The organism is Methylobacterium symbioticum, assembly GCF_902141845.1.
GTDB lineage: Bacteria > Pseudomonadota > Alphaproteobacteria > Rhizobiales > Beijerinckiaceae > Methylobacterium > Methylobacterium symbioticum.
Genome location: NZ_CABFPH010000173.1, coordinates 1 through 7263, shown reverse-complemented (window position 1 = coordinate 7263; position 7263 = coordinate 1). Strand labels below are relative to the sequence as shown.

Below are 7263 nucleotides of genomic sequence, written 5' to 3'. Positions count from 1 at the left end.
CCGGGGTGCCCGCCGGTGAGGGTACCGCCGGGAGCGGGGCATGCCGCCACGGCCGGCGGTGCCTCCGTTCGAGGCCGCGGCGAACCCGGCCTCCCGAAACCATGACGCCCGCCCTGCGGGCCGCGGGACCGCCATGATGCCGGACGGCGGCCAGGGCCGCCGCGGGCACCACGTCTCTCATCGTCGCGACGACGATTGGCGGGCGGCGTACGGAGACACCGCCTGGGGTCCGACGCCGCACCGCGGCGAACCCGATTGTATCCGCGGCCTCGAATCGCCATAAGGACGGGGATGACCCTCGGGATGCGGCAGAAGAGCTTCGACGCCGGGCGTGGCTGGTCGGTGACCGCCCTGCGCCTGCTCGCGCTCGTGCTCGTCCTGCTCATCGCCGCTCCCGACCTGGGCCTGGCAGCCGATTTCGCGTACCACGGCAAGGCACCTGCCGGGACGGAACTCTCGGTGGTCGCGCCGGCCGACGGCTCCGCGACCGACACGTCCGATCCGGGCGTGACCTGTCACGTGCATTGCAGCTGCCACCAGGCCATCACCGCGGACGCCGCTCCCGCGACGGCGCCCGCGGCGGCTGCCCAGCCCAACCGGTCCCGGTCCGTCGGCGCGCTCGCGTCGACCTGGCCGGACCGGCTGTCGAGGCCTCCTCGCGCCTGAGGTGACCGCGCCACCGAGGTGGCACGGGCCGCCCGGCGATCCGCCGGGCCAGTCGATCACCTTACGTGAACATGCGGGATCGACCGTCACCGCCGCGCAGGCGGGCAAGCGGCGTCCCGGTCGAGTCAGGCTCAATGCGCATTCTCCTGTCCGTGGTCATCCTGGCCACCGGCATCGCCATCGGCGGTGCCGTTCCCCGCGTGTCCGAATTCGTCCAGGACGCCCTCGCCTCGGTCGGGGTCCCGAGGATCCACCCGGCGCCCGCCGCCGGTCAGCCCTCCTCCGAGACCGACGTCCCGGAGCCCGCGGGCGAGCATCCCCGCCCGCGAGGGGCGAAGCCGGAGACCGGGCCTGCGACCGCCAAGCATCCGCACGGGGAGGGTGGGGGAGAGGCCGAGCCGACCGTGATCAAGATGCAGCCCGAGCAGGTTTCCGGGCAGGACATCACGGTCGTGACGGTGGAGGGGGGCACGCTCGCGCGCCACCTTCTCGTTCCCGGCACCATCGCGCCGGACGCCGACCGGATCGCCCGGGTGCCCGCGCGCGTGGTCGGGATTGTGGCCGAGATGCGCAAGCGCCTGGGCGAGGAGGTTGTGAAGGGTGAGGTCGTCGCGGTGCTCGACAGCCGCGAGGTCGCGGACGCCAAGAGCGAGTATCTCACCGCCTCAGTGAAGGCAGAGCTTGAGAAGACCAATTTCGATCGGCAGCAGGCGCTTTGGGAAAAGCGCATCTCGGCCGAATCGGCCTTCCTCAATGCCAAGGCCGTCTATTCGGAGGCGCAGCTTCGCGTCGACCTCGCCCGGCAGAAGCTCTCCGCCCTCGGCCTCAACGCCGCCGAGGTGGCGAGCGCGGCCAAACGGGACGAGACCACGCCCAACACCTCGACGCTGCGCCGCTACGAATTGCGCTCACCGCTGAGCGGGCGCGTGGTTGAGCGCAAGGTCGACCTCGGCACCGACGTCGGCGGTCAGGGCGACCCGGACGACCTGTATACGGTCGCAGACCTGTCCACCGTCTGGATCGAACTGGCGGTGCCAACCACCGAACTGGCCAAGGTCAAGGAAGGCGCGCGGGTCCTGGTCACCCCGAGCCAGGGCGACGCCGACAAGCAGGCCGAAGGCAAGGTGATCTTCGTCAGCCCGATCCTGAACCCGGACACACGCTCCGCCCGCGTCATCGTCGGGCTGCCGAACCGGGACATGGCCTGGCGGCCCGGAACCTTCGTCACCGCCGAGGTCGAGGTCGGCCAGGATGCGGTCAAGGTGCGGGTTCCGAAGGCCGCGATCCAGACCGTCGCCGGCGAGAAGGTCGTCTTCGTGCGCACGGCCACCGGTTTCGAGAAGCGCGAGATCGAGCTCGGGCGCTCCGACGACGATGCTTACGAGGTCGTCTCGGGCCTGAGGCCGGGCGACGAGATCGCGGTCGCCAACTCCTTCCTCCTCAAGGCTGAGCTCGGCAAGGCCGCGACCGGCGACAACGACTGAGCGAGAGCCCGCCCATGATCTCCCGCATCCTCGACTTCTCGGTCCACCAGCGCTGGCTGGTGCTGCTGCTGTCGCTGCTGGCCGCCGGCTTCGGCGGCTACGCCCTGACCAAGCTGCCCATCGACGCGGTCCCCGACATCACCAACAACCAGGTGCAGATCAACACGGTCGCGCCCTCGCTCTCGCCAATCGACATCGAGAAGCAGGTCACCTACCCGGTCGAGACCGCGCTCGCCGGGATCAAGGGCCTCGAATACACCCGGTCCTTATCGCGAAATGGCTTCTCGCAGGTCACCGCGGTCTTCGCGGAGAAGCTCGACATCTACTTCGCCCGCCAGCAGGTCGCCGAGCGCCTGTCCCAGGTCAAGCAGGACCTGCCGCCCGACGCCGAGCCCCGCATGGGCCCGATCTCGACGGGCCTCGGCGAGATCTACATGTGGTCGATCCACTACGCGAAGCCGGACGAGCGGACGGTGTCGCCTGCGGGCAAGCCGGGCTGGCAACCGGACGGCAGCTACCTGACCCCGGAAGGCCAGCGGCTCAGGACGGAGCTGGAGCGGGCCGCGTACCTGCGCACGGTGCAGGACTGGATCATCCGGCCCCAGATCAAGACCGTGCCGGGCGTGGCCGGCGTCGACGGCATCGGCGGCTTCGAGAAGCAGTACCACGTCCAGCCGGACCCGACGAAGCTCACCGCCCTCGACCTCTCCTTCTCCGACGTGGCGCGGGCCTTGGAGGCCAACAACGCCAACCAGGGCGCCCGCTACCTGGAGGACAACGGCGAGGGCTACGTCGTGCGCGCGGCCGGGCGCCTGGAGAGCATGGGGGAGATCGAGAACGTCCTCGTCACCACCCGCGGCGGCGTGCCGGTGCGGATCAAGGACATCGCCGAGGTCCGGATCGGGCGCGACCTGCGCACGGGCTCGGCCAGCGAGGACGGGCAGGAGGTCGTCGTCGGCACCGCGCTGATGCTGATCGGCGAGAACAGCCGCACGGTCGCGGCCGCGGTCGACGCCAAGATGACGGAGATCCGCAAGTCGCTTCCGCCCGGCGTCGAGGTCCAGACGGTCCTCAACCGGACGCTCCTGGTCGAGGCCACCATCAGGACCGTGGCCAAGAACCTCGCGGAGGGCGCGGCCCTCGTCATCGTCATCCTGTTCCTGCTGCTCGGCAACATCCGGGCCGCCATCATCACGGCGCTGGTCATCCCCGTCGCCATGCTGATGACCATGACCGGCATGGTCGAGGCGAAAATCTCGGCCAACCTGATGAGCCTCGGCGCCCTCGACTTCGGCCTCATCGTCGACGGGGCGGTCATCATCACCGAGAACGCCCTGCGTCATCTCGCCGAGAAGCAGCACGGTCTCGGTCGCACCCTCGACACCGAGGAGCGCCTCGCCACGGTGCGGGCCTCGGCCGAGGAGATGATCAAGCCGTCCCTCTACGGGCAGGCGATCATCATCCTCGTCTACGTGCCGCTCCTCACCTTCACGGGCGTCGAGGGCAAGATGTTCGAGCCGATGGCGCTGACCGTGATCATCGCGCTGGCCGCCGCCTTCGTCCTGTCGCTGACCTTCGTGCCGGCCCTGATCGCCATCGTGATCACCGGGCGCGTCACCGAGAAGGACAATGTCATCATCCGCGCCCTCAAATGGGCCTATCGGCCCGTGCTGGCCGGGGCGGTGCGGGCGCCGATGGTGTTCATCGTCGCGGCGTTGCTGCTGCTGGCCGGGGCCGGCCTGCTCTTCACCCGGCTCGGCGCCGAGTTCATCCCGACGCTCGACGAGAAGAGCATCGCCATGAACGCGCTGCGCATCCCCTCGACTTCGCTGTCGCAGTCGCAGGCGATGCAGCTCAAGATCGAGCAGGCGATCCGCCGCTTCCCGCAGGTCGCCTACGTCTTCTCGAAGACCGGCACCGCCGAGGTCGCGTCCGACCCGATGCCGCAGAACTCCTCGGACACCTTCGTGATCCTGAAGCCCCAGGAGGAGTGGCCGGACCCGGACCTGTCCAAGGCCGAGCTCCAGGAGAAGATCGAGAAGGCGGTCGGCGCCCTGGCCGGGAACGTGTTCGAGTTCTCCCAGCCGATCCAGCTGCGCTTCAACGAGCTGCTGGCGGGCGCCCGCGGCGACCTCGCCGTGAAGGTGTTCGGCGAGGAGTTCGGGCCGATGACGAAGGCGGCCGACCAGATCGCCGAGATCCTGCGGGGCATCGACGGGGCCGAGGACGTCAAGGTCGAGCAGACGGCGGGCCTGCCCTTCCTGGAGATCAAGATCAACAAGGCGGAAGCGGCGCGGCTGGGGCTCAGCACCGGCGCCGTCCAGGAGGTCATCGGGGCGGCCATCGGCGGCAAGGACGCCGGGCTGGTGTTCGAGGGCGACCGCCGCTTTCCCATCGTCGTGCGCCTCAGCGACAAGGTGCGCGAGAACCGGGAGGCGTTGGAGAACATCCCGGTGCCGCTGCCGCCCGGCCCGAACGGGCGCGCCGCGTCGGTCCTCCTGAAGCAGGTCGCGAGTTTTTCCGTCGCGGAAGGGCCGAACCAGGTCTCGCGCGAGAACGGCCGGCGCCGGGTGGTCGTGACCGCGAACGTCCGCGGGCGCGACATCGGCTCGCTCGTCGCCGAGGCGCAGGCCAAGGTCGCGAGCCAGGTGCGGCTGCCCTCGGGCTACGACGTGACCTGGGGCGGCCAGTTCGAGAACCTCGCCTCGGCCCGCAAGCGCCTGATGATCGTGGTGCCGGTCTGCTTCGCCCTGATCTTCCTGCTGCTCTACTCGGCGCTGGGCTCGCCCCGGGACGCGCTGCTGGTGTTCAGCGCCGTGCCGCTGGCGCTGACCGGCGGCATCGCGGCCCTGTGGCTGCGGGGCATGCCGTTCTCGGTGCCGGCGGCGGTGGGCTTCATCGCGCTCTCGGGCGTGGCGGTCCTGAACGGCTTGGTGATGCTGACCTTCATCAAGCAGCTCGTCGCGGAAGGGCGGCCGCGGCGCGAGGCGATCCTGGAGGGCGCCATGACCCGGCTGCGGCCGGTGGCGATGACGGCGCTGGTCGCCTCGCTCGGGTTCGTGCCGATGGCGCTCGCGACCGAGACCGGAGCCGAGGTGCAGCGGCCGCTCGCGACCGTGGTCATCGGCGGCCTGATCAGCGCCACCTTGCTGACCCTGGTCGTCCTGCCGGCCCTGTACGCGCGCTTCGGCGGCGAGGAGGTCGCGCGCTCCCCGCGCCGGGCCGAGGAGGCTTCGGCCGGCGCGCGGGCGCGGCTCCGGCAGGCGGCCGAGTGACCCGGGCCATGCATCCCCGGACCGGCGAGGCGCGGTCGCGACGGACCCGAGGGGGAGCCCCGTGATGCGGACGTTTCGTCGTGCGCTCGCCACCGCGTTCCTGGGGGCGGCCGGCATCCCGGGGGCGCTTGCCGGGGAGGCACCCTTCGGCCTGCGTTGGGGTCCGCTGACGTCCGTGCCGAAACCGTCCATGGCGGATCGGGAGGGGAACGTCACGGCCCTGTTCTATTTCCAGGGCCGGGCGCCGGCCTCCGGGCCCGATACCGAGCAGGTCGTCCTGGAGGTCTGCGGGGACGAGGGTCTGCAGCAGGTCATCTGGTTCAGCCGCCCCTTCGCGGAGGCCGAGCTCGTGCCGGCCTACGCGGCGATCTACCGGGAGGGGGTGCGGCGCTACGGCGAGCCGCAGGAGGCCGGGCTGCCGAACGCCGTGACGTGGCCGGCGGGGCGCACGCTCCTGGCGGTCCGCCCCGCCGAAGGCGGCGGAAAACGCATCGTCATGGTCGCCGCGGGCGAGCTCTACGAGAAATGCTCGTCGGCGCACGAGGCGGCGACCGGCCACCCCGCCGCCCGCCATACCTCCGACCTGCTCGAATCCCGGGACCGCCGGATGGCGCCATGACCACCCACCGGCCGGCGTTCGACGGCGCTGGCTCCGGCTCATCCTACGAAACTGGAGCGACGGGGAGCATCGATGCGACGAACAGTGATGGTGGCCCTCGGCGTCATGGTCGTGATGTCCGCGCAGGCAGGATCGACGGCCAAGATCGTCGGCATCGGCGCCCAGACCTGCGCAGCGTTCAACCAGGAGATCTCCGCGAACCAAGCTGCCGAGCTGTACTTCTTCGCCTGGGCGCAAGGTTTCATGAGCGGAGCGCTGATTCGTGCGCCGGCAGGAATCGATGAAGACCTGGACCTGACACCGCCGTCCGTCCCGCTTCAGGCCCAAGTCCATTTCCTGCGCACCTTCTGCGCCAAGAACCCGGGTCAGGACTACATGGATGCCGTCAGGGCTCTCTACCATCGACTGCGCGGCCCCGGGATCTAGCCGGGTTCGGCACCGGGCCGGTCGGGGCGGTGCAGCGGCCACGCCGCTGCGGGCAATCCGGGGATCCGGGCCGCCGAAGGCGGCGAGCGCAACGGCCGGCGCCCATCCGCGGCCGGGCCATGCGCGGGCGTCGGTCGGACCGGCACGGGCGGGGAGGGATCGTGATGATCGGCTGGAGGAGGTTCGCGTGTGCCTGGGGGCTGGCCACCGGCGTGACGGGCTGCCTGCACGTGCCCGATGTTCCGGGCTACGCGACGGTCCCGTTCACCCTGCATCTCCCGTCGGGGGAGCGCCTCACGGGCAGCGTGACCACCCGGCTGCTGCGGCGCGAGTTCTACGCGACCGACGGGCGGACGACCTGCAGCGGCCTGTTTCATCCGTCCGGGGCGGGGCTGCCGGCATCCGTCGGGGCAAATTGCTCCAATGGCCAGCGCGGCACCGGGTCGGCCGACGGGACGAGCTCGTTCGCCGGGTCCGGAACGCTGAGGATGGACGGCGGCTCCGCCACGTTCCGGTACGGAGAGGCGATCCAGGGAGGGTAACGGCCCGCGGGATCGGAGCCCTGCCCCCGGAACGCACGGACGCCGACGCGGCCTCGCGCCCGCGCGGGACGGGCGTTCGGAGAGGCGTCGGACCGATCCGCCGGGGCGGTCCGGTGGGCCGGGTCGGTCCCGGCGCGGTTCGCGACGAGCGCGTCGCAATCCGGGGTCGCGTCCCAGCCCTTGCGCCGGCGCAGGCCGGCCCCGCTCGCGTCAGCGTTCCGGACGGCGGCGTCGCCGCGCGGGCCGGCGCG

General features: G+C 71.2%; 6 protein-coding genes. All 6 read left to right on the top strand.

The features are described 5' to 3' along the window. Nucleotides 1-303: 303 nt before the first annotated feature. The 6 genes from MET9862_RS27875 to MET9862_RS27850 all read left to right on the top strand — a co-directional run bounded on the left by MET9862_RS27875 (nt 304) and on the right by MET9862_RS27850 (nt 7012). Nucleotides 304-666 carry a hypothetical protein gene (locus MET9862_RS27875; RefSeq protein ID WP_050772664.1) on the top strand — a complete coding sequence of 121 codons (363 nt, stop codon included), beginning with the start codon at nt 304-306 and terminating at the stop codon, nt 664-666. A 134-nt stretch (nt 667-800) separates the two neighbouring features. After that, nucleotides 801-2150 (top strand): efflux RND transporter periplasmic adaptor subunit, encoded by a 1350-nt coding sequence (locus MET9862_RS27870; protein WP_012752978.1) that lies wholly within the window; start codon nt 801-803, stop codon nt 2148-2150. 14 nt (nt 2151-2164) lie between these two features. Continuing rightward, the gene (locus MET9862_RS27865; protein WP_012752979.1) at nt 2165-5425 is read left to right on the top strand and encodes an efflux RND transporter permease subunit; all 3261 of its coding nucleotides are present in this window, start codon (nt 2165-2167) and stop codon (nt 5423-5425) included. 64 nt (nt 5426-5489) lie between these two features. After that, nucleotides 5490-6044, top strand: a complete 555-nt coding sequence (locus tag MET9862_RS27860) for a hypothetical protein (RefSeq protein ID WP_012752980.1) — start codon at nt 5490-5492, stop codon at nt 6042-6044. An 87-nt stretch (nt 6045-6131) separates the two neighbouring features. Continuing rightward, nucleotides 6132-6470, top strand: a complete 339-nt coding sequence (locus MET9862_RS27855; protein WP_012752981.1) for a hypothetical protein — start codon at nt 6132-6134, stop codon at nt 6468-6470. 161 nt (nt 6471-6631) lie between these two features. After that, nucleotides 6632-7012 carry a hypothetical protein gene (locus MET9862_RS27850; protein WP_142586155.1) on the top strand — a complete coding sequence of 127 codons (381 nt, stop codon included), beginning with the start codon at nt 6632-6634 and terminating at the stop codon, nt 7010-7012. The last annotated feature ends 251 nt before the right edge of the window (nt 7013-7263 follow it).